The sequence below is a fragment of the Kocuria sp. U4B genome (assembly GCF_054875615.1).
The window spans coordinates 2,852,244-2,876,191 of the sequence record NZ_CM142180.1; the positions used below are offsets into that span (position 1 = coordinate 2,852,244).

Sequence of the window (23,948 nt, forward strand, 5' to 3'; positions counted from 1 at the left end):
GCGTCGTGGACGGGGTACCGGTCGAGGGCTGGCTCAGGACGCCGCCGGCTGCGGCGCCTGGTACTGGAACTCTTCGACGGTGGTGGCGAAGCCGTAGTGCCGAGCCAGGGCCTGCACCGTGCGCTGCGCGGCGCGGCCGTCACCGTAGGGGTTCAGCGCCCGCGCCATCCGGTCGTAGGCCTCGTCGTCGACGATGAGGGTCGTGACGGCGTCCACGATGGCCTGCTCGTCGGTGCCGATCAGCTCCACGGTGCCCGCCGCCACCGCCTCGGGCCGCTCCGTGGTGTCGCGCATCACCAGCACGGGCTTGCCGAGGGACGGTCCCTCCTCCTGCACCCCGCCGCTGTCGGTGAGGATGATGCTCGAGCGCTCCATCAGGGCGCAGAACTGGGCGTAGGGCAGCGGCTCGGTGACCACGACGTTGGAGCAGTGCTCGACGGCGGGCACGATGGCCTCGCGGACCAGCGGGTTGCGGTGGGCGGGGAAGACGAAGTCGTGGTCGGGGTGGGCTGCGGCCAGCCGGGCGATGGCTCGGCCGACCTGGCGGAGGGGCTCGCCCCACGACTCGCGGCGGTGGGCCGTGACGAGCACGACCGGCCGGCCCTGGGCCAGGCGTCCCGCCAGGTCCTTGTCCTCGATCTGCGGGCGCGAGGCCACGGTGAGCAGCAGGGCGTCGATGACGGAGTTGCCGGTGACCACGATGGAGTCGGGGCTGATGTTCTCCCGCAGCAGGTTCTCGCGGCTCTCCGAGGTGGGCGCCAGGTGCAGGGTCGCCACCTGGCTGGTGAGCCGGCGGTTGATCTCCTCGGGGAAGGGCGAGTACGCGTCGCCGGTGCGCAGGCCGGCCTCGGTGTGCACCACGGCGACCCCCGCGTAGAACGCGGCCAGGGAGGCCACGAAGGTGGTGCTGGTGTCCCCCTGGACGAGCACCGCGTCCGGGCGGACCTCGTCCAGGACCGCGGAGAGCCCCTCCAGCGTGCGGGTGGTGATCCCGGTCAGGGTCTGACCGGGGGTGTGGATGTTGAGGTCCCGGTCGGGGACGATGCCGAAGTTCTCGTTGACCTGGTCCAGCATCTCGCGGTGCTGCCCGGTCACGACCACCTCCACCCGGAAGCGGGAGTCCTGCTGGAGGGCCAGGACCAGGGGCGCCATCTTGATGGCCTCGGGCCGGGTGCCGTAGACGGCCATGACGGTGATGGGCGTGGTGGGGGGTGTGGAAAACATTTTCTGCTCCTTGTGTGTGGTGTTCGCCGGGCGCAGCCCGCCCGGTCAGTTGTCCGCGGTGTCGAGCACGTCCAGGTCCGTGAACCGGACCCTGGCGTCCTCGGTGTAGAGACCGACAGCCCCGCCGCGGTAGGGCCGCTCGTCGTCGGTGAAGGTGGCCAGTTCCTGGCCGTCGACGCTGACCGTCATCCGGGGCCAGTCGTGCTCGACCTTCACCCGGTAGTCCTCGCCGATCGGGAACGTGCGGTCGGTGCCGCTCACGATGAAGCGCTGGCTGCCGGGATAGGCAGGATCCTGCTTGGAGATCTCCCACCCGTTGGGCTTGAGCGCCACGGCGTAGAAGTGGTCGTTGTCCTCCAGGTTCCACAGCACCCAGCCCACCTCCCACGGGTTCGGCGTGCCCAGGCGCACCTGCTCCTCCGTGCGCACGGTGACCTCGAAGGACGGATCCAGGTAGGTCTCGGTGGTCACGACCAGCCCGCCGTGCGTGTCCTTCGCGTTGGTGGCGGCCCGTGGTTCCAGGACGACCTCGCCCTCGTGTCCTCTTGCCTCTCCCCAGCCGGTGAAGACGACCGACCACGGGCCGTACGTCTGTCCGTCCTGCCAGGTCTGTTCCCGGGGTTCGCCGTCCGGCCCCTGCAGGACGTCGGTGAGGAAGTGGAAGAGCACCAGCACGAGGGCCAGCCCGACCGTGCCCCGGATCGCCAGTCCCTTCCCCATCACGGTTGCCCTCACCCGGCGGATCCGGCGGTCTGCTCCTTCCGGGCAGCCTCCAGGTCCTGGTCGTCGGTGGTGCGGTCGGTCTTGGCCCAGGAGTTGCGCCCGATCAGGGCTCGGACGGTGGCCCGCCAGCCGGCGATGTACCACAGGGCCGTGTAGCCCACGTAGAGGTGCATCATGGCCAGCACGGACCACAGCTTCTGGCCGTTCTCGCGCTCGCGCTTCCAGTAGACGACCCCGAAGAGGAGCGCCGGGCCGAAGGCGATGAGGTAGGCCGAGATCCACCAGGCGGAGAACGTCGCGGTGCCGGTGGCCACCCCCAGGGCGACGGCGGCGATCCACAGGAGGAACGCGGCGCTGAGGAAGGACGTGACCAGCAGCAGGTAGGGGCTCGTGAGGTGGTAGAGGAGGTCGACCCGGCGGGTCCCGGAGAGGTCGCGCAGCACCCAGGGGACCAGCCCCCACGACTGCAGGTGCCCCTGGAACCAGCGGGTGCGCTGCTTGACCCACCGGCGGAAGTCCACGAGCCCCTGCTGGTGCACCGACGAGGTGGGGCAGAAGTCCGTGGTCCAGCCGTCCAGCAGCAGCCGGACGCCCAGGTCCAGGTCCTCGGACAGGCTGCGCGACCAGGGCGAGGGACCGAGGCCCAGCAGCGCGGAGAAGCGGGCGAACTGGCCGTTGCCGCCCAGGCACACGCTGCCCAGGTGGCGCCGGCCGCGCTGGAACACCTCGGTGTAGAGCACGAACTCGGCGTCCTGCATGCGTGCCAGCAGACTCTGCTGGCGGTTGTTGATCCGCACGCCGATCTGCACCGCGCCCAGCTGAGGGTCGTCGAACATCGGCAGCACGTCGTCGAGCACGTGCGGCTCCAGCCGGCCGTCGGCATCCACCACGCACACCACGACGTCGTCGGGGTCCGTCCACTGCACGACGGCTCCGGACTTGATGTGGCGGACCGCGGCGTTGAGGGCCTCGCCCTTGCCCTGCCGCGCCTCGGGCAGCACGCGCCGCAGGAGGCTGACCCGGGGATCCGGGTAGGCGTTGACGATGGCCGCAGTGTCGTCGTCGGAGCCATCGTCGATCACCAGCACGTGCAGCCGGGGATGATCGAGCTCCACCAGCCGGTCCAGGCTGGCACGGATCACCCGCTCCTCGTTCAGGCAGGGGATCACGAAGACGACGTCTTTCGGGATGCCCTCGGCCGCTGCGAAGAGGCGCGACCGCGCGACGCGTCGCGCGGCGGCCGGCCTCCGGCGGGACAGGATCAGCATGGTGATGCTGTAGAGCACGCTCACCACGACCAGGGACAGGGCGAGGATGAGTATGAGATCGACGCGCTGGTTGAAGAGGATGATCATGGTCCCGCCCCCTACACCCGCACGTCGCGCAGCTCCGGGGCCCTCTCGGCGCTCCACGCCGGCGCCGGGCGGGCGGGTGCTGCCGTCGCGCCGCCGAGGGCTTCGCGGGTGCGGGCGCGCCGCGAGCGCACCGAGCTCATCACGCCCGAGACCGTGACGGCCCCGATCATGAACAGCAGATAAGACAAGAACAGTGCCATGGAGATCATGAGCAGCGTGCGGCCTCCGTGCTGCAGCGCGAGCTGCGCGGAACCGGCGGACATGGCAAGTTCAGTGGACAAAGTGATGGCGTGCATCGTTGTCGCTCCTAGAACAGCAGGCGGCCCATCCCCCCGACGGGCCGGCTCGGCGGTTCCCCCCCGGGAACGGCCAAGTACTTGAATGCTCCCAGGAATTTGCAATTGCTCACAGCGGGGGCCGCCGTCCCGCCGAACGGGGGAGAAGGGGCATCCTCCATGCATCCGCGCAGGCCAGAGCGCGACTTCGCGACAGGACTCCCAAGCCGCGGGTGTGCATCCGTGAAATGTGTCGAGAAAAGTGGGGACAGCCCCGGACAGCGCTGTCCCCCCGTCTGCCGACAGGATCGGGGCCCCTCCGGACGAGGATGACGTTGTGTTGCGAAAGCTAACTTGCGCAGGGGCGCGGACAGCAGAACGGCTCCGCGGCGTTCCCGCCGCAAGGCTGTGAGGACGCCGGTGGATCAGGACAGGATGTCGGTGAGCTGCTTGAGCATCGCGCCCCTCCGGAAGCGCTCGGGGACCAGCGGCTCGAGCCCCAGCTCCTGCAGGGGCGCGGCCGTGACGGGGCCGACGGTGGCGGCGATCGGGGCACCCTCGACGGTGGGCACCATGCGGCAGGCCTCCGCGGAGCACACGAGACGACCCGGGGAACCGTGTACTGTGGCCTCCCGGCACGGCCGGACAGATCGGGGGCACGGACTGTCGGGCGGCCACCACATCGTCTTCAGGGGGAGGGCAAATCATGAGGTCGACCGGGGAACCCAGCACGGAGCACGCGCCGGCACCGAGGCGACGCAGCGCCCTGCCGTGCATGGTCCTGTCCTCCGCGCTGTGCGCAGGCCTGCTGGTCGGATGCGGGGATCCCGAGCCAGTCCGCAACGAGCCCTGGTTCGGCGGCTACGTCAACGCCACGGCCTATCCGGTGTACGACTTCGCCGCCGAGGCCGCCGGCCGGTCGCACGTGGTGCTGGGTTTCGTCGTGGCGGACCCCGAGGACGCCTGCACCCCGTCGTGGGGCGGCTACTACGGGCTGGAGGGCGCCGCCACGGACCTCGACCTGGACGGCCGGGTGACGGCCTTCCGCGACGGCGGGGGTGAGGTCGCGGTCTCCTTCGGCGGCGCCGCCAGGGACGAACTGGCCACCGCGTGCACCGACACGGACCAGGTGTACGCGGCGTACCGTGACGTCGTCGACCGCTACGACCTCGACACGGTCGACTTCGACATCGAGATGGACGACCTCGAGGACCATGAGGCGAACACCCGGCGTGCGGAAGCGGTCGCGCGGCTGCAGGAGGAGCGTCCCGACCACGATCCGCTGGAGGTCTGGCTGACGCTGCCGACGGGCCTCGCGGGGCTGGAGGAGTCGTCCCAGGACGTCGTGGCGCAGATGCTCGGCGCCGGCGTCGAGCTCGCCGGCGTCAACATCATGACGATGAACTTCGACGAGGGGAAGCCGGCGTCGCAGAGCGAGTACGACGCCTCCACGGAGGCCGCCCGCTCCGTGCACGCGCAGGTGAAGGACCTCTACGCCGAGGCGGGACAGCAGCTGTCCGACGAGCTGGCGTGGAACCGCATGGGCCTGACGCCGATGATCGGCCAGAACGACGTCGGCGCGGAGGTCCTCGACGTGGAGGCCGCGGAACAGCTGAACGGTTTCGCCCGTGAGCAGGGCCTGGGCCGGGTCTCCTTCTGGTCCCTCAACAGGGATCGCGCCTGTGGCGCCGACGATCCCGATCCGCAGGAGGCCAACGACTTCTGCAGCGGTGTCGAGCAGGAGCCCGGAGCCTTCACGCAGGCCCTCGGCGAGGGCATCGAGGGATAGTGTTCCTGGACCCGGCCGGAGGGGCGGTCAGCCGACAGCCCTGCTGGCCGGCGGGCGCTGCGGGGTGAACAGCAGGACCGTGAAGGCCGCCGACCAGAGCAGCAGCAGCCCCAGGACCGGGTGCAGTGCCGGGGGCAGCCGGCCGCCCAGCGCCAGTACCCCGAGCATCGCGGGCGGAACGAGGAAGAGCACGAGCACCACACGGTCGCCGTTCGGCCTCAGCCGGCCACGGGCGTTGCCCACGAGCAGCAGGCTTCCCAGGGCGGCGATGATCGCCCCGGCGACGGGGTTGGTCCAGCCGAGCTCCTGGTACGCCTCGAGGTCGTCCGGGCCCGGCCACCCCAGGACGGCCGTGAGGGCGCCCGTCAGCACGATGGCCGAGCACAGGGCGCACGCCCACCGGCGCCGGCGCCTGTCCTGAACCTCCACGTCCGTCCGCCTCCATGCGTTCGACTGCATACGTCGGTCCATTATGGGATGGGCGCACGCCGGGAACCGTGTCGGTGTCCTCCCGTGGCGTTCGGGCGATCCGGCAGGGCCCGGCGCTAGGCTCCGGCCATGGACTTCCGCGCGCCCGACCGGCGATCTCCGGACCTCGCCCGGGTATATCCCCTCGCCGGGGTGGCGATGCTCGCGGCCGTGCTATTGGTCCTGCTCGACCTGCTCTACGTCGCACTGCGCAGCGTCGGCGGACCGAGCCGAGCATGCTCTGCGTCCTCCGCGCTGCGGGCCGAAGGCGCACTTCCGGTGGAGGATGCCGTGGGGCACCGGTCGTGGTGGCCGCCCTCCGTGGTCTGCGACCAGATGACGGGCAGCCCGGCCCTCTACTCGCTCACCCCGGGATCTCAGATCGCCTTCTGGGCCGCGGTCTGCGTCTTCACCGCTGGCTTCCTGGCCGTGGCCGGGACCTGCCTCGGTCCGGTGCTCGGCATGCGCGGGCCGGTGGACGACGCCGGCCGGCGCTAGCTGCGCCGGATCCGGTGGTTCAGGGCTGCCGGTGCAGCACACTGGAGGCCGCGTCCTCGCGCATCTGACGCGGATACAGCCAGGAGCGGCCCGGGACGGCGCTCTGCGGGAGGGTGTCCTGCGGGACGGTGCCCTGCGAGAGGGGTCGGGGCGGCGGGGTCCGGCTCGGCCACAGGCGTGCGCGGCGCCCGGCGGACACGTCCTCCACCCATCCCACGGCGAGGAAGACCACGGCGAGCATCGGCCACACCAGGGCGAACTGGGTCCACGAACTGTTCAGCAGCGCCGGTACCGCGTCGGCCAGCGTCTCGCTGTTCCACAGCACGTCGATGACCACCACCGTGGCCACCAGCAGCAGGTTGTGCCACAGGTAGACCGTCATTGCCCGGTTGTTCAGCAGGGAGACGCCGCGCTCCAGGAACCGCAGCGGCCGGGGCAGCTGCTGCCAGACCGGTGAGATCCGCAGCAGCACGGCGCAGAAGCCCAACGACCACAGCGCCTGGGCGAGGGGGATCTCGTTGAGGTCCCACCCGCCCTCCTGGTGGCCGGCGGCCCACCACAGGCCCAGGGCCATGACGGTGAGCCCGGCCGCCAGTACTGCCTGCATGGGCACCCGCCGCAGCCGCCCGGTGGCGTGGGCGAAGCCAAGCACCCAACAGGAGCCGTAGGTGGCGAAGTCGACGACCGCCGGCCCGGCCCACTCGGGCAGCGCCACCAGCTCCAGGGCCAGGGGCACGCCCAGGGCCAGGGGCGCCAGCAGCACCGGCCAGGGCCGGGCCCGGAACGCCGCGAGCAGCACGGGGGAGAGGACCATGAACCAGAAATATGCGCGCAGGTACCACAGGATCTCCCCGGCCTGCGCCGCCCAGCCCGGATCCACCATCGCGCCGGTGCCCACGGTCTCCGGGAACACAGCGTTGCTGATCGGCAGGAACCAGAGCAGGACCTGCCACCAGGAGCCGGGCTCCTGGACTCCGGGGCGCCATCCCGCCGCGAGCAGCAGCGCCAGCACCGTGGCACTGTAGACCCACAGCGGCAGCAGCAACCGGCGGGTGCGGGAACGCAGCACCTGCGCGGCCGGCCGGCGCAGGGAGCGGGCCATCAGTGCGCCGGCCAGGGCGAACATCACACCCATCGAGGGGAACGCCAGGCTGAAGGCGGCGCCCCCGACGGTGTGGTAGGCCACCACGCGGACCAGGGCGAGGGCGCGCAGCAGGTCCAGGTACCGGTCACGACGGGCGGTCGTAGCCGGTGCCGTCACCGCGGGTTCCCGCTCGAGGCCGTGTCCTGGGCCGTCTCCTGGAGGGTGGTGATGTCCAGGACGGTGTTGGTGCGTTCGGGCTTGTACCAGCCGACCATCTTGCCCTTCAGCGCCTGGAGCAGGGAGGCGTAGAGCAGGTAGGCGCGCAGCGGTTCGTAGATCACCCGGTAGAGGGGCACCACCAGCAGGTGCGCCCAGGACTCCTTGACCATGCGGATCGCCAGCACGCAGATGATCGCGTGGAGCCCGGCGACGAAGGCGGCGAAGGCGAGGAGGGGAACCCAGTTGCCGGCGGCGAGGTTGAGCCCGGCCACCACCACGGTCAGCGGCAGGAACACCAGCGGGATCACGGTGGCCAGCAGGGTGTAGGGCAGCGCGATCAGCCCCAGCGCCCCGTAGCGGGGGCGGAAGAGCATGTCGGCGTGCTTCCACAGCGCCTGGAGGTTGCCGTAGGTCCAGCGCAGCCGCTGCTTGGCCAGCCCGCGGGCGGTGACCGGGGCCTCGGTCCAGGCCACCGCCCGGTTCTCCTGCACCACCGCGTACCCGAGTTTCTGCAGGGTCATGGTCAGATCGGCGTCCTCGGCCAGGGTGTCGTGGGAGTAGCCTCCCGCGGCCTGCAGGGCGGTGCGCGACCAGGCCGCGCACGCCCCGGGCACAATCGAGATCGCCCCGGCCACGCCCTCGGCCATCCGGGTCACGCAGATCCCGGAGATGTACTCCAGGGACTGCCACATGGTGAGCAGCCCGGTGCGGTTGCCGACCTTGATGTGCCCGGCCACCGCCCCGACCGGGCGTCTGCCCGGCTGGTCGGTGAAGTGCCGCGCCAGCATGCGGATGGTCTGGGGCTCGAAGAGGGTGTCCCCGTCGAGGGTCACGACGATCTCCCCGGCCGCGGCCATGATGGCGTGGTTGGAGGCCACCGACTTGCCGGCGTTGGCCTGGGTGAGCACCCGCAGGCCCGGCCACCCGGCGGCGATCTCGTGCAGGATCGCCAAGGTGTTGTCGGTGGAGCCGTCGTCGACGGCGATGACCTCCAGGTGCGGGTAGTCGCTGGCCCTCAGTGAGGCCAGGGTGCGGGCGATGACGGGTTCCTCGTTGTAGACCGGCAGGATCACGCTCACCAGCGGCAACTGCTCCTCGGGCACCTGCGGCCACACCCGCTTGGTCTGTCGGCGGTGGCCGATCAGGGCGAGCACCACGTAGAGGACGGTCATCAGGGTCAGGGACCCGATGCCGAACCAGAACAACCACGTCATGACCACGTCCGGGGCCACCGTCACCCCCGCCACGGCCAGGGCGGTGGCGTCGTCGGCCAGCACCGCCTGCGTGTCGGCCACGGGCAGGTACTCCTGCGGGAGCACGGGGGCGAGGGTGGAGAAGGTGTAGCCGGCCGCCTTGGCCTCGGTGATCAGTTCCCGCAGGGCGGCCACCGTCGCGGTGCGGTCCCCGCCACCGTCGTGCATCAGCACGATGTGGCCCGCCCCGTCGAGTTCGGGCAGATCGACCTTTTCCCCGGAGGCGGACTGCCAGTCCTGGGTGTCGTAGTCGAAGTCCACGTGCAGGTACCCCAGCTGCTGGGCTTCCAGCAGCGGCAGGGGCTTGTTGTCGGGGTCGCCGGTGGGCAGGCGGAACAGCTGGGTCGCGTAGCCGCCGACCGATCGCATGGCGCGGTCGGTGCCGACCAGTTCTTCGCGGTTGCGCAGCTGGTCGTTCCACACGGTGGTGTGGGTCATGGTGTGGTTGCCCACCATGTGCCCCTCGCGGACCACTCGCTGGAACAGCTCGGGGTGGCCCACCACGTTCGTGCCGATGCTGAAGAAGGTCGCCGGCACCCCTTCGGCGGCCAGCACGTCGAGGATCTGAGGTGTGAAGGCGGCGTCGGGGCCGTCGTCGAAGGTGAGCATCAGCTGCTTCGCAGGCAGCTGCCCGAAACGCTCCATCGCGTAGGGGCTGTCCCCGACGACGGCGACCTCCTCCTCGGTGAGGGTGCGGAACACCTTGTCGCCGAAGGGATCGCGCAGGACCGTGGCGTTGGCGCGATGCTCCACCAGTCCGATCCGGGTGAAAGGGTTGGACGAGTCCCCGAGCAGCGGGATGTTCTCGGCGTCCCCGCCGGCCAGCAGCTTCCGGGGATAGGCCGGGTCCTGCTGGTTCGCGTTGTGGTCCTGGGCGTAGGTGGGGGTCAGAGCCTGCGGCAGCACCCACGCCACCGACCCGGCCACGACCAGGAAGGCGAGCATCAGGCCGACGAGGATCCGCCGCCACCGCTTGCCGGACGGGTCGAAGAACACCGGCGGAGCAGCCGAGGCTTCCGGCCGGTTGTCGTTCGTGTCGGTCGTCGGTCTCCGACGTGGAGAAGGCACGGAACTGCCCCCGTTGAGCTCTTCGCCCACAACACACTCGTTCCCCTGGATCGCGGCTCATCCCCCCGACAAGCCGATCGGCACGTCCCCCCGGGAGCTACCGACGCGTAAGATTGTGTCAGCAAATTACAAGGTCAGGCTGCGAATGGGTGGGATCTGCCCGTGAGATCCGTCACAGGTGTGGGTGCCCCGCAGGCACGGGAGAAGGCCGGAAATACCCGGAAGCGTCCCGGCGGGGTCAGGCCAGGGCGTCGGTGAGCTGTTTGAGCATCGCGCCCATCCGGAAGCGTTCGGGCACGAGCGGCTCGATTCCCAACTCCTGCAGGGGCGCGGCCGTGACGGGGCCGACGGTGGCGGCGAGCATCCCGCGCCGGAACGCCTCCAGGAGCTGCTCGTGCAGGCCGAGCTCCTCCGCGGTGCTGAACAGCGCGTCGACGGCCGGGGCGGCGGTGAACGTGATGGCGTCCACGCGTCCGGCGGCGGCCTCGCGCACCAGCACGGGAACCTGACCGGCGTCGTCGGCGGGGGCCCACCGGTAGGGCGTCACGGTGAGCACCGTCGCCCCGGCGTCGGTGAGCCGGCGCCGCTGGGCGACGTCGGCGATGCCGTGCAGCTGCAGCCCGACCGTGCGGCCGGTGAGGTCCCCGCCGTGCTCGGCGAGCACGAGGTCCACCAGGCCCTGGGTGGTCTCGTCGGCGGCCATGCCGGCGTCCTCGAGACCCAGACCGCGCACGGCGCCGCGCCCCTTGGGGCCGCGCACGTACACGGCGGCCTCGCGCAGGCACAGCAGCAGGTCCCCGTCGAAGCCCTGGGCCTCGGCGGCGTCGTGCCAGCGGCGCAGGCCGTAGCCGGTGGTGATGAGCACGAGGTCGGGGCGGGCGTCGAACAGGGCGCGCGAGGCGGCGGCGAGCGGGGCGTCCTCGCCGACCGGCTCGACCTTCAGCGCCGGGGCGTGGATCACGGTGGCCCCGCGGCGCTGCAGGACCGCGATCTGGTCCTCGGAGCGGCGGTGGGCGGTGACGCCCACGACGCGGCCCGCCAGGGGCAGGTCCTCAGCAGCCATGGGCGGTCACCTCGGCGAGGAACGCGTCCCGCTCCGCGGACGCCAGGCGCACCACCGGCCCCACGACGACGACGGCGGGGGAGCCGCAGCCCGCCGCGGTGGTGTCGGCCACCGCGTCCGCGAGCGTGGTGACGGTCGAGCGCTGCTGGTCGGTGAAGCCCTTCTCCACCACGGCCAGGGGCGTGGCGGGGTCGGCCCCGGCGCGCACGAGGCCCGCGACCAGGTGGGGGAGGGTGTTCATGCCCATGAGCACGACCAGGGTCCCGCCCGCGGCACCCAGGCCCGCGAAGTGCGCGAGCTCCTGCTCGGAGAACGGGACGTGCCCGGAGGCGACGGTGAACATCCGGCTCACCTCGCGGAAGGTCACGGGGATGCCGGCGGCGCCCGGCACGGAGACGGCGCTGGTCACGCCGGGGACCACGTCGACCGGGATGCCGTGGGCGGCGCACGCCGCGAGCTCCTCCCCGCCGCGGCCGAAGACGTAGGGGTCCCCGCCCTTGAGCCGGACCACGGACCGGCCCTCCAGGGCGTGCTCGACCATGACCTCCTGGATCCGCGACTGCGGGACCGGGTGGTGGCCGGGGGTCTTGCCGACGGGGATGATGTGGGCGCCCGGGGCGGCGGCCGCCACGGCCCCGGCCGGGGCCAGCCGGTCCACGAGGACCACGTCGGCCCCCTGCAGGGCCTGCACGGCGCGCACCGTGAGCAGGTCGTCGGCGCCGGGGCCCCCGCCCACGAGCGTCACCCGGCCCACGTCCTGTGCGGCGGGCTCGAGCGCCACGGGCACGCGGGCGCCGAGGTCGTGCAGGACCTCCCGCCACCGCCGGGTGCCGTCCCCGACCACGACGGCCAGCGCGGCCCCGCGGACGTCGTCCGGGCCCAGCTGCTCGGGGGCGGGCACGGAGCGCACGCTCGCCCCGGCCGCGGCGTACCGGCGCAGCGAGCGCCGGGCACCGTGCGGATCGCCGAGCACCAGCACCGGGACGTCGGTCAGATCGGCGGTCAGGTACATGCGGTCCTCCAGGGGGGCGTACGGGGCGGGTGGCGCACGGGGTCGGGCGTCGCCGTTTCCAGGGTGGGGCACCGGTGTTTCCGGTCGGTTGCCCGATGACGCCGCGTGACGTGGTGACGTCGCGCGGCGACACGATCGTAGGGTAGTGCCCATGATCGCACCCGAGGCCCCCGTCCTGCTCGCCTGCGCCCACGGCACCCGTTCACCGGCCGGGCGCACGGCCGTGGCCCGGCTCGTCGAGGCGGTCGCGGCGCGGCTGCCGGGCACCGAGGTGGTGCCCACGTGGGTGGACGTCCAGACCCCGGACCTCGTGGAGCGCACCGAGCAGTTCGCCGGGCGGCCGGCCGTGGTCGTGCCGCTGCTGCTCTCCGCCGGCTACCACGTCTACGTGGACGTCGCGCGGGCGGCCGCCGCGGACGAGGAGCATTCCGCCACGCCCGCGCTCGGTCCCGACCCGGCGCTCGCCCGGCTGCTGGCCCGGCGGGTGCACGAGGCGTGCGAGCGCTCCGGGGCGCCGCTGGGGGAGCGCGACGCCGTGGTGCTGGCCACCGCCGGGTCCTCGGACCAGCGGGCCGTGGCCGACTGCGCCGTGGTGGCCGAGCAGCTCGCCCAGGAGCTGGGCCGGCCGGTGACCGTCTCCTACCTCGCCGCGGTGCGGCCGCGGGTGCCCGAGGCGGTCTCCGCCGTCCGGGCCGGGCTGGCCGAGGGCGGGCGCGTGGTCGTGGCCAACTACCTGCTGGCGCCGGGGTACTTCCTGGACCTGTCCCACCGGGCGGGCGCGGACGTGGACACGGACCCGCTGGTCGTGCCGGAGGGCGAGGTGCCCGCCGAGCTCGTGGACGTGGTCGTCGCCCGCTACCGCTCCGCGGCCTGACCCGCCGGGCGCACCGCGTCCACCCCGCCTCCGCCCCGTCCCGCGTCCACCCCGTCCCGCCGAGTCCCCACAGCGGCGCCGTTCCCCCACGATCATGCGTGGGGGATCGCGAGCACCCTGGGGAGTCGGCGCACCAGGGCGGCCGGTGGGTGGGGCGTCGGCGCACCGGGGCCGCCGGGAAAACCCTCACAGCTCCAGCCCGAGGGTGTGAGCGGAAGTGCACCGAGCCGTTACCCCCGCCGTCAGGGCGCGAAACACGGCCTTCCTACGCTGAGCGCATCGCACGCCGTCGTCGCCGTGCACCACCCCGCCAGCAGGAGGTCACCCGTGAGTTCAGAACTGCTTCCCGACCCGTCCCGGACGGTCTCGGCGACGACCCCGCCGCTCGCCCTGCGCGAGCGCCCCGGCCGCTGGCTGGACGGCTACCGCCCCGAGGACCCCGCGTTCTGGGAGAGCACCGGGCGCCCGATCGCCCGCACCAACCTCACGTGGTCCATCTTCGCGGAGTTCCTCGGCTTCGCCGTCTGGCAGCTGTGGGCCATCACCGTCGTCTTCCTGCCGGCCGCGGGATTCACCTTCAGCAGCTCCCAGATCTTCTGGCTGATCTCCATCCCGTCCCTGGTCGGGGCCACGCTGCGGATCCCCTACACCTTCATGGTCGGGCGCTTCGGCGGGCGGAACTGGACCGTCGTCTCGGCCCTGCTGCTGCTGGTGCCCACGGTGGGCCTCGCGCTCGCGGTCGCCGAGCCCGCCACCCCGTTCTGGGTGATGCTGCTCCTGGCGGCCACGGCCGGTTTCGGCGGCGGCAACTTCGCCTCCTCGATGGCCAACATCACCTTCTTCTACCCGGTGCGGGAGAAGGGCTACGCGCTCGGGCTCAACGCGGCCGGCGGCAACCTCGGCACCGCCGTGGCCCAGCTCGTGGTCCCGATCGCCATCACCGTGCTCGCCGCCGGGGCGCTGGACCTGCCGCTCGCCGGGTGGATCTGGGTGCCGTTCATCCTCCTCGCCGCCTGGGGCGCCCGGAAGCACATGCACAACCTCTCCCACGCCAAGGGGGACGTCACGGGGTCCCTGGCCACGGTGAAGGAACCGCACTTCTGGGTGATGTCCTTCCTCTACGTGGGCACCTTCGGCTCCTTCATCGGCTTCTCGAGCGTGTTCCCGAAGCTCATCCAGGACACCTTCCCGGAGTTCTCCTCCTTCAGCGTGGGTGCCGCGGCGCTGTCCCTGGCGTTCCTCGGGCCGCTGGTCGGATCGGTGGCCCGCCCCTACGGCGGCAAGCTCGCGGACCGCTTCGGCGGCGCCCCGATGACGGTCACCGTCTTCGCGGTCATGGCCCTGCTCGCGCTCGCCGTGGTGCTGACCCTGCCCCTGGCGAACTTCTGGCTGTTCCTCGGCCTGTTCCTGCTGCTGTTCACCGCCGCGGGCATGGGCAACGGCTCCACGTACCGGATGATCCCCTCGATCTACCGGGTGCTGGGGCTGCGCCACCAGCAGGACGCCGCGGTCTCGACCGAGCGCAAGGCCTCGGCGGCCCTCGGCCTGATCGGCGCGGTCGGCGCGTACGGCGGGTTCCTCATCCCGCAGGCGCTGAACCTCTCGAACACCACCACGGGCGCCTACAGCGCGGCCTTCTACGGCTTCGTGGCGTTCTACGTGGCGGCCCTGCTCGTGACCTGGTTCTGCTACCTGCGCAGGGGCACCGAGATGGGCGACAGCCACATCTGACCCGCCCGCCCACCCCACTTCCCCGGAAGGAGCAGACCCATGGCTGCGACGACGGCGACCCACTGCCCCTACTGCGCCCTGCAGTGCGCCATGACCCTGGACACGGGCTCGCGGACCGCCGCCGAGCAGGGCTTCCCGGAGGTCCGGGCCCGGCAGTTCCCGGTCAACCGGGGCGGGATGTGCCGGAAGGGGTGGACGTCGTCGGAGCTGCTGGCCAGCCCGTCCCGGCTCACCGCGCCGCTGCTGCGGGGCCCGGACGGGGCCTTCCAGGAGGTCTCCTGGGACGCGGCCCTGGACCGGATGGCCGGGGAGTTCCGGGCTGCCCAGCAGTGCTACGGCCGCGACGGGGTGGGCATCTTCGGCGGGGGGTCGCTGACCAACGAGAAGGCCTACCAGCTCGGGAAGTTCGCCCGGGTCGCCCTGCGCACCTCGCGGATTGACTACAACGGGCGGTTCTGCATGTCCTCCGCCGCGGCCGCCGCCAACCGCTCGCTGGGCCTGGACCGCGGCCTGCCCTTCCCCGTCACCGACCTCGACGACGCCCACACCGTGCTGCTGCTGGGCACGAACCCCGCCGAGACCATGCCCCCGTTCGTCCAGCACCTCCAGCACGCGCAGGAGCACGGGGGCCTGGTCGTCGTGGACCCCCGCCGCTCCGCCACGGCACGGATGACCGAGGACGGGGGCGGGCTGCACCTGCAGCCCACCCCCGGCTCGGACCTCGTGCTGCTCCTGGGCCTGGCCCACGTGGTCCTCCACGAGGGCCTCGCCGACCGGGACTACCTCGCCCGGCGCACCCGGGGCCTGGAGTCCTTCGTCCCGAGCGTCAACGCCTGGTGGCCCGAGCGGGTCGAGCAGGTCACGGGCGTGCCCGCGGAGCGGATCCGCCGCGCCGCCCGCCTGCTCGCCCGGCAGCGCCGGGGCACCTACGTGCTGACCGGCCGGGGCGTGGAGCAGCACGTCGACGGCACGGACACCGCGACCGCGGCGATCAACCTGGCCCTGCTCCTGGGGCTGCCCGGCGTCGCCGGCTCCGGCTGGGGGACCCTGACCGGCCAGGGCAACGGGCAGGGCGGGCGCGAGCACGGGCAGAAGGCCGACCAGCTGCCCGGCTACCGCACCATCACGGACCCGGCCGCGCGCGCGCACGTCGCCGCCGTGTGGGGCGTGGACCCGGCCGACCTGCCCGGAGCCGGTCTGCCCGCCGTGGAGCTGCTGACCACCCTCGGCACCGAGCACGGGGTCCGCTGCCTGTGGGTCAACGGCTCCAACGTGGTGATCGGCGCCCCGGACGCCGACGCCGTGACCCGCGGGCTGCAGGCGCTGGACTTCCTGGTGGTGTGCGACTTCTTCTTCTCCGAGACCGCCGAGTACGCCGACCTCGTGCTGCCGGTCCTGCAGTGGGCCGAGGAGGAGGGCACCATGACCAACCTCGAGGGCCGGGTGCTGCGCCGCCGCCGCGCGGTCGACCCGCCGCCCGGGGCCCGCGACGAGCTGTGGATCATGGCCGAGCTCGCCCGCCGGCTCGAAGCCCCCGGGACGTTCAGCCCCGACCCGCAGGAGGTCTTCGAGGAGCTGCGCGCCGCCTCCGCCGGGGGCAAGGCCGACTATTCGGGCATCAGCTATGCCGCCCTGGATGCCGACGAGGCGTGCTACTGGCCGTATCCGGCCGGCGCGGCCACGGGCACCTCCCGGGTCTTCCTCGACCGCTTCGGCCACCCGGACGGGCGCGCCGTGCTCGTCCCGGTCACCCCGCGCGCCGCCGGCCGGGCCGTGGACCCGAGCCCGCGGGCGAACCGGCGCGAGCAGCTGCACGCGCCCGGCACCCTGACCCTCGTCACCGGGCGGTACCTGGAGCACTACCAGTCCGGCAACCAGACCCGCCGGGTGCCCTCGCTGCACGAGGCCCGGCCCGAGTCCATGATGCAGATCCACCCCGCCACCGCCGCCTCGCTCGGCATCCGGGACGGGGCCGCGGTGGAGCTCACCAGCGCCCGCAGCCGCGCCCTGGCGCTCGCCCAGCTGACCTCCGACATCCGCCCCGACACCGTCTTCCTGCCCTTCCACTACGCCGGTGAGCAGACCGCCAACAAGCTCGTGTCCTCCACCGCCGTGGACCCGATCTCGTCCATGCCCGAGTTCAAGGCGGGCGCCGTGACCGTCCGCGCGATCGACCCCGAGGAGACGACCCGATGACCGTGCACCGCCCGCCCCGCTCGACCGGGACCCCGATGCGTCCCGGCGAGCACGTGGTCGTGATCGGGTTCGGCCCCGTGGCCGCGCGCTTCGTCGACGACGTCTCCGGCCTCGCCGCCGACGGCACGATCCGCCTCACCGTCGTCGGCGCGGAGACCGAGCCCGCCTACAACCGGGTGCTCGTGGGCGAGCACGCGATGGGCCGGGCCGAGCTCGACGGGATGGCCCTGGCCGACCCCGCGGCCCTGGCCGGCGCCGGGGTCGACGTGCTGCTCGGCACCGAGGTCACCCGCATCGACCGCTCCCGCCGGCGCCTGCGCCTCACGGAGCGCGCCAGCGGAGCCGTCCGCGAGCTCGGCTACGACCGCCTGGTCCTCGCCACCGGCGCCCGCCCCAACCTGCCCGTGCTGCGCGGGATCAACCCGGACCCCGACGCCTACGAGCACCTCCCCGCCGGCGTCACCGCCCTGCGGGACCTGCGCGACGCGCAGGCCGTGCGCGAGGTCGTCGAGCGCCGCGGCCGCGTGGTGGTGCTAGGCGGCGGCGTGCTCGGCCTCGAGGCCGCCCTCGCCGCGAGCGAGACGGGCTGCCCCGTGACCGTGGTCCACCACGCCCCCTGGGTGATGACCCGCTCCCTCGACGCCGCCGGCGGCGCGCTGGTCGGGCGGGCGCTCGCGTCCGCCGGGGTGGGCGTGGTCTCCGGGGTGCAGGCCCGCGAGGTCCTCCTGGACGACGACCTCGCCTTCCGGGGCCTGCTCCTCGAGGACGGCCGGACGGTGCCGGGCGAGCTGCTGCTGCTGTCGATCGGCGTCACCGCGCGCACGAGCCTGGCCGAGGGGGCGGGACTGCGCACGGCCCGCGGGATCGTGGTCAACCACGAGCTCGAGGCCGACGTCGAGCAGCGCGTGTTCGCGGTCGGGGACTGCGCCGAGGTGCTGTGCAAGGACCCCTCCTGCCAGGTCTGCCCGGGCCGGGAGGGACTCGGCCCGTCCGGTCTGGTGGGACCCGGCTGGCGGCAGGCGGAGTGGCTCGCCGCCCGCTTCCGCGCCGAGCTGGAGGCCGTCGCCGAGGGTGGGACGGCGGTGCTGGCGCCGCTGACGAGCGGGCCGGCCGGGGCGGTGCGGCTCAAGGCGCACCAGGTGGAACTCGCCTGCGCCGGCGCGGTCGGGGGACTGCCGTGGGAGCCCCGCCCGGACGGCGGGTCCGTGGTGCAGTGGGCCGACGGCTCGGCCGGGACCTACGCCAAGCTCGTGCTCGGCCCGGACCGCTCCCTGGAGGGTTACATCGTCCTCGGCCTGCCCCGGGCGGCCGCCGGGATCGGTCTGCTCCACGACCGCGGCGAGCCGGTGCCGCTGGACCCGAGCGTGCTGCTGCGCCTGGACGGCCCGGACACCGGCAACGAGCCGGCGCAGCCGAGCCCCGAGGCGACCGTGTGCCACTGCGCCGGGGTGACGATGGGCCGCATCGCCGACGCCGTCGACGACGGCGCGTCCACGGTCGAGGAGGTCAGCTGCGCCACCCGGGCCTCCACCGGCTGCGGCGGCTGCAAGGCCGCGGTCGCCCGGATCATCGAGGTCCACCGGGGCGTGGCCGTGTGACGCGGCAGCGCTCCCTGCGCCGGGGCGTCGTGCGTGCGCAGCGCCCGGCCCGGCGCTGGTGCGCCCCGGCGGGGTGCGGGACACTGGACGCACGCAAGCCCGCACGACGACACCGGACCGTGGCCGCCCATGATCTACGCCTACGCGCTGCTGCCGGTGGTGGCCTCCCTGCTGGCGCTGCTGGTGCTGAAGACGCCCGTCTGGGCGAGCGCAGCCCTCGGGCTGGCGGTCGCCCTGGTCCAGTACGGGCTGGGCGGGGGCGCGCCGGTCGCCTGGGACGTGGGTGCTGCGCTGCTGCTCGGCGCCGTACTGGTCGTGGTGCCGGGGCTGACGCTCAACGGGATCCTCAAGGCCCGCGGCACCCACCGGGAGCTCGCGGACTGGGTGGGCCGGGTCGGGCTGCCCGCCCCCTGGCGGACGGGGCTCATCGTGCTGGGGATCGGCCCCGCCCTGGAGTCCCTGACCGGGTTCGGCGTCTCCCTGCTGGCCACGGTCCCCATCCTGGTGGCGCTGTCCCCGCCGGCGGTGGCCGTGCGCCAGGCCGTGCTCGGCATGGCGGTCGTCCCGTGGGGCGCCCTGAGCCTGCCCACCCAGGTCGGGGCCGCGCTGAGCGGGACCACCCCGGGCGCGCTCGGCACCCGCACCGCCCTGCTCTACCTCGTGCTCATGCCGGTCGTCGGGGCCCTCGCGACGTCCCTGGGCCGGGACGGGGCCCGGCTGCTGCCGAGGGCCTGGCCGGGGGCGGTCTGCGGGGCCGGGCAGGCGCTGCTGCTCGTGGCGGCGAACGCGGCCGGCCTCACGGTCGTGGCCGGAGTCCTCGCCGGCACCGGCGCGGCCCTCGCCGTGCTGGGCCCGGGTCTGCTCCGGGGTGCGGTGCCCGCCCCGCCGTGGCGGGCCGTCGCCCCCTACGCCGCGGTCCTGGGGCTCGTGGTCGCGGTGCAGGCGCTCGTGGCGCTGGGCGTGCCCCTGGACGTGCGGCTGCCGGTCGGGGACGCGTCCGTGGCCCCGTTCTCCTCGCCCGGGGCGGCGCTGCTCCTCGCGTGCCTGCTCTTCGCGCGCCCGGGGACGGGCCGGTCCACGGCCCGGTCCGCGTGGTCGAGCCGTCGCACGGTCGCCGCCCTGGGCGGGTTCGTCCTCATGGCGCAGGTGATGGTCGCGTCCGGGTCCGTCGCGACCCTCGCCGCGGGCATCACCGCAGCCGGGCCCGGGGCGGTCGCAGGTCTGTCCCCGGTGCTGGCCCTGGGCTCGGGCTTCCTCACCGGCTCGGCCACGAGCGGCAACGCCCTGATGATGCCCGCGCAGGCCTCCCTGGGAGAGCTGTCCGGGACCGGGGCCCTGGCCCCGGCGGTGCAGAACGCCGGGGCGGGCATCGCGATGCTCGCCTCCCTGCCCACGGCGAGCCTCGTGCTCGACGTCGCCGGGATGCCCGGACCGGACGCCGAGCGGTCCCTCATCGGCTTCGACCTGCGGCTGCTGCTGCTCTTCGCGCTCCTGCTGGCGGGCTGCGGCGCAGCGCTCGCCCCGGGCGCCGGCGGCTGAGTCCGGGCAGGCTCAGACGGCCAGCCGGTAGCCGCGCTTGATGACCGTCTCCACGACCGGGGCGGGCAGCGCCCGGCGCAGCCGGGAGACCACCATCTCCAGGGCGTGCTCGTTGTCGATCCCCGGCACCGCGGCTAGCAGCTCGGCCCGGGACACGACCGCCCCCGCCCCGCGCACGAGCGCCCGCAGCACCGCCACCTGGGCGTCGGAGAGCGGGACGAACGCGCCCGCCACGGCCGTGCCGGTGCTCATCAGCCGCAGCGGGCCGTGCCGGGTGGGGACCTCCAGGGTGCGCTCCTGGGCCGCGTGCGTGCAGATGGTGCGCACGAGCGCGCCGAGCCGGTAGCGCTCCGGGACGAGGGGCTCGACTCCCGCCTCCAGCAGCGGGCCCGCGCACACCGGGCCGACGGCCGCGGCGGTGACGTCCGTGCGCAGCGCGGCCACCAGCTCCTCGTGTCGGCCGATCTCCTGGGCGGTGCTGAACAGGGCGTCGACGGCCGGGGCGGCGGTGAACGTCAGCACGTCCAGGCGCCGGTCGCAGACCTCCCGGATGAGCGCGGGCAGGCGCTCGCCGTCGTCGGCGGACAGCCAGCGGTAGGGGGCCACGGTGTCGACGGCGGCGCCGGCGGCCACGAGCCGCTGCAGCTGGAGCTTATCGGTGAGCCCGTGCATCTGCACCGCGACGCGGGCCCCGGCCACGCCGTCGGCCAGCAGCCGGTCGACCACCGAGGAGGTGCGCTCGGCCTCGGCGACCTCGGCGTCGTCGAGCTCCAGGGACAGCACCTGGCCGCGGGCCTTCGCCCCGCGCGTAATCACCCGGGCACGCTGGAAGGCGTCCCGCAGGTCCTCGCCGAGCCCGGCGGCGTCGGCGGCCTCGAACCAGCGGCGCAGCCCGTAGGCGGTGGTGACCACGACCACGTCGGGGCGGTGGGCCAGCAGCGTGCGGGTGTCCTCGACCACCCGGGCGTCCTCCTCGACGGGGGAGATCATCAGGGCGGGGGCGTGCAGCACTTGGGCGCCGCGCCGCTGCAGGGCCGCGATGAAGTCCCCGGCCCGGCGGTGGGCGGTCACCCCGATCCGGAAGCCGGTCAGCTCCCCGTGCGCGGGGTCGCCGGCGGGGGCCGTGGCGGTGGGGTCGCTGGCAGGCAAGGACATGCCCCGAGCGTACGAGGGGCCTGTGACCGGCGTGTTTCCCTGCGATGTCCGGGGGCTCACACCTGGGCCGGGTGCTCCGTCACGGTTTGCTCCCGGAGCGGGATGCGCAGCCCGGAGATCAGCACGGGGCCCTCCCCGGCCGCGGCGGCGGCGCGTTCCTGCGCGGTGGCGGGGCGGCGCTGCCCGCGCTCGAGGACGTAGTCCTGGGAGTCGTCGGGGGCGGCGTCGTTGACGAAGGACCGGAACCGGCGCAGCCGCTCGGGGTCCTTCAGCGTGGCCGCCCACTCGTCCTCGTAGCGCCCGACGTGGCGCTCCATGGCCGCCTCGAGCTCGGCGCCGATCCCGAGGGAGTCCTCGATGACGACGGCGCGCACGTGCTCGATCCCGCCGTCGAGCTCCTCTTGCCACCGGGCGGTGCGCTGGAGGCGGTCGGCCGTGCGGATGTAGTACATGAGGTAGCGGTCGATGTAGCGCACGAGGGTCTCGTCGTCGAGGCCCTGGGCGAGCAGCTGGGCGTGGGCCGGGTTCGCCCCGCCGTTGCCGCCGGTGTAGAGGTTCCACCCGTCGGTGGTGGAGATGACGCCCACGTCCTTGCCGCGGGCCTCGGCGCACTCCCGGGCGCAGCCGGAGACGCCCATCTTGAACTTGTGCGGGGAGCGCAGCCCGCGGTAGCGCAGCTCGAGCCGCACGGCCATGCCGGTGGAGTCCTGCACGCCGTAGCGGCACCACGTGGAGCCCACGCAGGACTTCACGTTGCGCAGGGCCTTGCCGTAGGCCTGCCCGGACTCGAAGCCCGCGTCCACGAGCTCCCGCCAGATCTCCGGCAGCTGCTCGAGGCGGGCGCCGAACATGTCCACCCGCAGGGCACCGGTGATCTTGGTGTAGAGCCCGTACTTCTTCGCGACCTCGCCCAGCACGATGAGCTTCTCGGGGGTGATCTCCCCGCCGGGCACGCGCGGGACCACGGAGTAGGTCCCGTCCTTCTGCATGTTCGCCAGCGCCCGGTCGTTGGTGTCCTGCAGGGCGCCGCGGCCGGCGTCGAGCACGTACTCCTCGCGCTGGGAGGCCAGCACGGAGGCGACCACGGGCTTGCAGATGTCGCAGCCCAGGCCCGTGCCGAAGCGGGCGAGGACCTCGTCCCACGAGGCGAGCTCGAGGGCGCGCACGGCCTCGAAGAGCTCGGGGCGGGAGAGCTCGAAGTGCTCGCACAGCGCCTTCGACACGGCCACGCCCGCCCTGGCCAGCTCCAGGTCCAGGGTCTTCTTCAGCATGGGCACGCACGAGCCGCACTGGGTGCCCGCGCGCGAGCACTTCTTGAGCTCGCCGATCTCGTGCGCCCCGCACGCGATCTGCTCGCGCACCGCCCCGGTCGTCACGTTGTTGCACGAGCACAGCACGGCGTCGTCGGGCAGGTCCCCGGCCGGGGCCTCCCCGCCGGAGGCCGAGAGGTAGGCCCCGGGCTCGGCAGGCAGCTCCCGGCCCAGCAGCGGGCGCAGCGAGTTGTAGGGCTCGGCGTCGCCCACGAACACCCCGCCCAGCAGGGTCCTCGCGTCCGGGCTCACCACGAGCTTCTGGTACAGGCCGCGGGCCGGGTCCGCGTAGACGACCTCCAGGCACTCGGGGGTCTCGGCGTAGGCGTCGCCGAAGGAGGCGACGTCGACGCCGGCGAGCTTGAGCTTCGTCGCGGTGTCGAAGCTCTCGAACGTGGAGCGCCCGCCCGCGAGCCGGTCGGCCACGATCTCGGCCATGGTGTTGGCGGGGGCCACCAGCCCGAAGCACTCCCCGTTCCAGGACGCCACCTCGCCGATCGCCCACACGTGCTCCGCGGAGGTCCGGCACGCCTCGTCGATCACCACGCCGCCGCGCGGGGCGGTCGCGATCCCGGCGTTGAAGGCCAGCCGGTCGTGGGCGCGGATGCCGGTGGCCACGATCACGAGGTCCGCCTCGAGGTCGGCGCAGTCGCGGAACTCGACGGCGCACACCTCGCCGTCGGCCTTGCGCAGCCCGACCCCGCTGGGGCGCTCGCCCAGGTGCAGGCGGACCCCGCGCGCGGAGATCAGGGCGTTGAGCGCCCGTCCGGCGCCCTCGTCCAGCTGGGCGTTCATCAGCCACTTGCGGGAGTGCACCACCGTGGCCTCGGCGCCGAGCTCCTGCAGCCCGCCGGCGGCCTCCAGGCCCAGCAGCCCGCCGCCGACCACCACCCCGCGGGGGGTGCGGCCGTAGAGCGCCCGCAGCCGCTCGACCTCCGCGCGGATCGCGGCGACGTCGTCGAGGGTGCGGAACACCAGGGCGTGGTGGGCGCCCGGGACGTCCAGGCGCGCGGCGGCGGAGCCCGTGGCGAGCACGAGCTCGTCGTAGCCGGTGACGGAGCCGTCCGCGGCCGCCACCGTGCGCGCGGCGGGGTCGATCCCCTCCGCGGCCACGCCCAGGCGCAGGTCCACCCGCGGGTCCTCCCACACGGTCCCGCCGCCGAGGGTCAGGTCGACGGAGCCCTCGGGGCCGGTCAGCGCCCTGGACAGCTGGACCCGGTCGTAGGGCACGTACGGCTCGTCGGCGAAGACGGTGAGGCGGACGTGGTGGTCCTCCGCCGACAGGGCAGCCTCCGCGAACCGGTGGGCGGCGGGGCCGCCGCCGACCACGACGACGTGCTGCGGGTGCTGGGCGGTGTACGGGGAGCGCGGCACAGGGACCTCCGGGTGGGGGAGCGGTTCGGGCATCTGCCCCCGACTCTAGGAAGCCGGCGTTGCCCCCCGGTTGCCCGGTCGTTCCAGGTGCTTTGCGGTTTCCTCACCACCCGCCCGTCCCGGTGTGAGCGCTGTTTCAC

Annotated in this window: 19 protein-coding genes; 7 read left to right on the forward strand and 12 right to left on the reverse strand. The window is 73.6% G+C overall.

Annotated features, from left to right (window positions below; translation table 11 throughout):
• Window positions 1–33: 33 nt before the first annotated feature.
• The 5 genes from wecB to ACYSMR_RS13460 form a co-directional block, all read right to left on the reverse strand.
• Window positions 34–1,224: a non-hydrolyzing UDP-N-acetylglucosamine 2-epimerase gene (gene wecB, locus ACYSMR_RS13440; protein WP_461745866.1), complete on the reverse strand. Its 1,191-nt coding sequence runs from the start codon at window positions 1,222–1,224 to the stop codon at window positions 34–36.
• 45 nt (window positions 1,225–1,269) lie between these two features.
• Window positions 1,270–1,944, reverse strand: coding sequence for a LamG domain-containing protein (locus ACYSMR_RS13445; RefSeq protein ID WP_461745868.1), 675 nt, complete (start codon window positions 1,942–1,944; stop codon window positions 1,270–1,272).
• Between the two features lie 11 nt (window positions 1,945–1,955).
• The gene (locus tag ACYSMR_RS13450; protein WP_461745870.1) at window positions 1,956–3,302 is read right to left on the reverse strand and encodes a glycosyltransferase family 2 protein; all 1,347 of its coding nucleotides are present in this window, start codon (window positions 3,300–3,302) and stop codon (window positions 1,956–1,958) included.
• Between the two features lie 11 nt (window positions 3,303–3,313).
• Entirely contained in the window at window positions 3,314–3,565 is a 252-nt protein-coding gene (locus ACYSMR_RS13455) for a hypothetical protein (protein ID WP_461745872.1), read from the reverse strand.
• 437 nt (window positions 3,566–4,002) lie between these two features.
• Window positions 4,003–4,152 carry a hypothetical protein gene (locus ACYSMR_RS13460; RefSeq protein WP_461745874.1) on the reverse strand — a complete coding sequence of 50 codons (150 nt, stop codon included), beginning with the start codon at window positions 4,150–4,152 and terminating at the stop codon, window positions 4,003–4,005.
• 131 nt (window positions 4,153–4,283) lie between these two features.
• Between ACYSMR_RS13460 and ACYSMR_RS13465 the strand changes: the two genes are divergently transcribed.
• The gene (locus ACYSMR_RS13465) at window positions 4,284–5,366 is read left to right on the forward strand and encodes a chitinase (protein WP_461745876.1); all 1,083 of its coding nucleotides are present in this window, start codon (window positions 4,284–4,286) and stop codon (window positions 5,364–5,366) included.
• 27 nt (window positions 5,367–5,393) lie between these two features.
• Here the strand turns inward: ACYSMR_RS13465 and ACYSMR_RS13470 are convergent, their stop codons facing one another.
• The gene (locus ACYSMR_RS13470) at window positions 5,394–5,795 is read right to left on the reverse strand and encodes a hypothetical protein (protein ID WP_461745878.1); all 402 of its coding nucleotides are present in this window, start codon (window positions 5,793–5,795) and stop codon (window positions 5,394–5,396) included.
• Window positions 5,796–5,924: 129 nt separating this feature from the next.
• On the opposite strand from ACYSMR_RS13470, the gene ACYSMR_RS13475 reads away from it, so the two are divergent.
• A complete protein-coding gene (locus tag ACYSMR_RS13475) occupies window positions 5,925–6,332 on the forward strand; it encodes a hypothetical protein (RefSeq protein ID WP_461745880.1) in 408 nt (135 codons plus the stop codon).
• Between the two features lie 19 nt (window positions 6,333–6,351).
• Here ACYSMR_RS13475 and ACYSMR_RS13480 read toward each other — a convergent pair whose 3' ends face one another.
• The 4 genes from ACYSMR_RS13480 to cobA all read right to left on the reverse strand — a co-directional run bounded on the left by ACYSMR_RS13480 (window position 6,352) and on the right by cobA (window position 12,031).
• Window positions 6,352–7,593: an acyltransferase family protein gene (locus ACYSMR_RS13480; RefSeq protein ID WP_461745882.1), complete on the reverse strand. Its 1,242-nt coding sequence runs from the start codon at window positions 7,591–7,593 to the stop codon at window positions 6,352–6,354.
• A complete protein-coding gene (locus ACYSMR_RS13485) occupies window positions 7,590–9,884 on the reverse strand; it encodes a bifunctional polysaccharide deacetylase/glycosyltransferase family 2 protein (protein WP_461745884.1) in 2,295 nt (764 codons plus the stop codon). Before ACYSMR_RS13485 ends, ACYSMR_RS13480 begins: the two co-directional genes overlap by 4 nt.
• A gap of 310 nt (window positions 9,885–10,194) precedes the next feature.
• Window positions 10,195–11,019, reverse strand: coding sequence for a uroporphyrinogen-III synthase (locus ACYSMR_RS13490; protein WP_461745886.1), 825 nt, complete (start codon window positions 11,017–11,019; stop codon window positions 10,195–10,197).
• Window positions 11,009–12,031 (reverse strand): uroporphyrinogen-III C-methyltransferase, encoded by a 1,023-nt coding sequence (cobA, locus tag ACYSMR_RS13495; protein ID WP_461745888.1) that lies wholly within the window; start codon window positions 12,029–12,031, stop codon window positions 11,009–11,011. Before cobA ends, ACYSMR_RS13490 begins: the two co-directional genes overlap by 11 nt.
• 151 nt (window positions 12,032–12,182) lie before the next feature.
• On the opposite strand from cobA, the gene ACYSMR_RS13500 reads away from it, so the two are divergent.
• The 5 genes from ACYSMR_RS13500 (at window position 12,183) to ACYSMR_RS13520 (ending at window position 19,969) form a co-directional block, all read left to right on the forward strand.
• The gene (locus ACYSMR_RS13500; RefSeq protein WP_461745890.1) at window positions 12,183–12,905 is read left to right on the forward strand and encodes a sirohydrochlorin chelatase; all 723 of its coding nucleotides are present in this window, start codon (window positions 12,183–12,185) and stop codon (window positions 12,903–12,905) included.
• 327 nt (window positions 12,906–13,232) lie between these two features.
• A complete protein-coding gene (locus tag ACYSMR_RS13505) occupies window positions 13,233–14,636 on the forward strand; it encodes an MFS transporter (protein WP_461745892.1) in 1,404 nt (467 codons plus the stop codon).
• Window positions 14,637–14,675: 39 nt separating this feature from the next.
• Window positions 14,676–16,832, forward strand: a complete 2,157-nt coding sequence (locus tag ACYSMR_RS13510) for a molybdopterin oxidoreductase family protein (protein WP_461745894.1) — start codon at window positions 14,676–14,678, stop codon at window positions 16,830–16,832.
• A complete protein-coding gene (locus ACYSMR_RS13515) occupies window positions 16,829–18,430 on the forward strand; it encodes an FAD-dependent oxidoreductase (protein ID WP_461745896.1) in 1,602 nt (533 codons plus the stop codon). Before ACYSMR_RS13510 ends, ACYSMR_RS13515 begins: the two co-directional genes overlap by 4 nt.
• A 129-nt stretch (window positions 18,431–18,559) precedes the next feature.
• Window positions 18,560–19,969: an L-lactate permease gene (locus ACYSMR_RS13520; protein ID WP_461745898.1), complete on the forward strand. Its 1,410-nt coding sequence runs from the start codon at window positions 18,560–18,562 to the stop codon at window positions 19,967–19,969.
• Between the two features lie 12 nt (window positions 19,970–19,981).
• Here the strand turns inward: ACYSMR_RS13520 and ACYSMR_RS13525 are convergent, their stop codons facing one another.
• Window positions 19,982–21,124, reverse strand: coding sequence for a uroporphyrinogen-III synthase (locus tag ACYSMR_RS13525; RefSeq protein ID WP_461745900.1), 1,143 nt, complete (start codon window positions 21,122–21,124; stop codon window positions 19,982–19,984).
• A gap of 56 nt (window positions 21,125–21,180) precedes the next feature.
• On the reverse strand, window positions 21,181–23,841 hold the full coding sequence (gene nirB, locus ACYSMR_RS13530; protein WP_461745902.1) for a nitrite reductase large subunit NirB: 2,661 nt from the start codon (window positions 23,839–23,841) through the stop codon (window positions 21,181–21,183).
• Window positions 23,842–23,948: the final 107 nt, after the last annotated feature.